This is a genomic window from Mesorhizobium sp. M0571, assembly GCF_040320985.1.
Classification (GTDB): domain Bacteria; phylum Pseudomonadota; class Alphaproteobacteria; order Rhizobiales; family Rhizobiaceae; genus Mesorhizobium.
In genome coordinates, this window is sequence record NZ_JAMYQT010000125.1 from 1 (window position 1) to 2,508 (window position 2,508).

At 59.3% G+C, this 2,508-nt stretch carries 3 protein-coding genes; 2 read left to right on the forward strand and 1 reads right to left on the reverse strand.

Going from position 1 to position 2,508, the window contains the following annotated elements; translation table 11 throughout:
• The coding region (locus NKI85_RS37575) for a transporter substrate-binding domain-containing protein (RefSeq protein WP_352780926.1) at positions 1 to 819 on the reverse strand (819 nt) is incomplete at its 3' end.
• Between the two features lie 614 nt (positions 820 to 1,433).
• On the opposite strand from NKI85_RS37575, the gene NKI85_RS37580 reads away from it, so the two are divergent.
• Entirely contained in the window at positions 1,434 to 1,772 is a 339-nt protein-coding gene (locus tag NKI85_RS37580; RefSeq protein WP_352780929.1) for a site-specific integrase, read from the forward strand.
• A gap of 449 nt (positions 1,773 to 2,221) precedes the next feature.
• On the forward strand, positions 2,222 to 2,419 hold the full coding sequence (locus NKI85_RS37585) for a hypothetical protein (protein ID WP_023722661.1): 198 nt from the start codon (positions 2,222 to 2,224) through the stop codon (positions 2,417 to 2,419).
• Positions 2,420 to 2,508: the final 89 nt, after the last annotated feature.

Below are 2,508 nucleotides of genomic sequence, written 5' to 3' on the forward strand. Positions count from 1 at the left end.
ATGATCCACCCCGAACCACTTGATCGACAGCTTGGAGAGTGAGCCGTCATCCTTCATGCTCTGGATAGCGGCCGCAATCTTGTCGTTAAATTCCTTGTCGCCAGGCGCTACTGCCAAACTCGCCGGCGTGGAGAATGCGACGCCGATCGCCTTTAAAGGGTAACCAGCGCTGATCGCATCCTCCACCCCCGAATCGTCACTAAGAGCTCCATCAAGGCGAACACCATCGCCGAGCCGAAGATCATCAAACGCGATCTTGCTGGTCGCGTAGGTCTTTACCTGACCCGGCGTGAATTGGTATTCAATCGGCTCCGCACCAATCCAATCCGCTGCTAATTTGTGATTGACGTATTGTTCTGCCGAATCGCCTGCCGCGACGCCGACCACCTTGCCTTCGAGTTCGGAGAGCTTGGTTATCTTGCTGTCCTTGTGAACAACGCCGACCACCGAGTTCTCGATGTAAATTGCCGGGAAGTCGAATTTTTCAGCCCGCGCCTTGGTCGGCGTCATCCATGTGGTCATGTCCCAGCGGCCCTGCCACTTGCCTGCTGCAATGACGTCCCAGCTGGGCGTCACGAAATTCGCCTCCACGCCCAGGGACTTTGCAACGCTCTTCACGACGTCGATGTCGAATCCATCGAGCTGGTGTTGGTCGTTCAAGAACGCCATCTTACCCCAGTCAGTCCCGACGGCCACAGTCAGCGTCTTGGTTTTGAGCACCCTATCGAGGACCTCTCCGGCATTTGCCGTAGCCGGAAGAGCCAAGGACGCGGCCGCGAGCGAGGCTGCAACTGCTATCGTTCTTACAAGCTTGTTCATGCGATGTTCCCTTCTTTTTATTGTCTTATTGTCTTGCAGATTTTATTCCTCGACCCGTTCTCCATGATTAAGACAACAAGCGCGCTTACTCCTCTAAGCCGATGCATTCTAATCCTAATTCAATCGCTAGTAGCCTGACAGAATATTGTCGATATCGTGCCCATCTTGATCTTAGATGGCCATCAGCACGGCACCACTGATGACCATCCGGCGCGGGGCGTGTCGCCGTGGAATTGCCGAGGCGATCGACGCGCCGCGTTATTCAAACAGGAGGGCCTGCCCGGCGGTCCGGCCTGGGACGACGTGCAGCAGCTGGTCGCCAGCACCGGCAGAGAAGACCCGCGCCATTCGCGACCATGCGATCCTCATGTTATTCGCCATTTACGGTCTACGAAGCGGTGAGGTGCGGCAGTTGCGCCCTGAATATCTGATTGGTGGAATGAATCACCGTTCATCGACCAAAGGAACGGCGCGCGCAATACTACCCGCCCGTGACTTCCGTCGGTGACGCTATCCTTCAGTACCTCAAACGCGCCAGGCCACCTTGCGAGGGCCGGGAGCTCTTCCTGGCACTCAAGGCTCCATTCCGGCCGCTTCGTTAGGCGACATGTACCATGTGGTCAGCAGTCGCTTGGCGCAGCTGGGCATTCCTGTCCCCAGCCACCATGGGCCGCATTGCCTTCGCCACGCCTGTGCCACCCCGCCTGGTCGCGACCGGGCTCCGCTTGAAGGAGATCGGCGATCGTCTCGGCTATCGCAGTGCCTATGCGACACGGGTCTATGCCAAGGGCGACCTGACCGGTTTGCGCGAGGTGACGGATTTGACCTGCGGGGGCTCGTATGAAACTGACGTTGCCCCCAGTTTTTATCCAGTTTTGAGTTCGTTTCCGGCGTGGGTTGTGCCCTGCTGGGCGGGTGAAGCGACGGGCGCTAGCGCGGAGCCTTTGGCATAGCGCAGCGCGAGCGACCGTCGCAGATTGAAGGTGGTGGCGAACTCGGCCGGTGTCTGCCAGGCGATTTGGGAATGCGGCCGCGCGGTGTTGTACAACACGACGAGAGAACGCCCACGGGACCGAGGAACGCAAGTTTCTTTATCCATGGCATCCCTGGGCCGGGCGTTGTGTTCACGTTCATGAGGTGATCGAGAAGGCTGACCGGAAGGTTTTCCGCTGCAGTCTCTCTGGCCACGCCTCCGATCGGTGGCTGGAGGTTCCGGCCTGGATGTTTGATCGCGCGGTCTGCACCGCGTGGCGCATTGCCGCTGCCCCACATGTCGATCCTAGAACGCTTGGGGTCTTGGTGACACTGCTGCAGGACGCGACGGCCAATTCCCACACCCCATCGCAATTGGAGGATTCGGGCGCAGCATCGGGTCCTGACGACGCGAATCGGGGAGAGGTCCATGCCGCGCCAGCCCACGACATATCAATTCGATCTGTTCTCCAACCCGCACGATGCGGAGACCGCGCAGATGCCACCATGGCAGGCGCTGCCGGAAGAGACGCGCCTGACGCTGACAAAGCTGATGGTGCGCCTGATCCTCGACCACGTCGACGGCGAGCGCGCCGTTCCACGGGAGGAGGCGCGCCATGATGCATGAGAAGATCCGGCCCCACCATCTGGAGCGAAAGGCGATCCTTTATGTGCGGCAGTCCTCGGCCCATCAGGTTCTGCACAATCGTGAGAGCA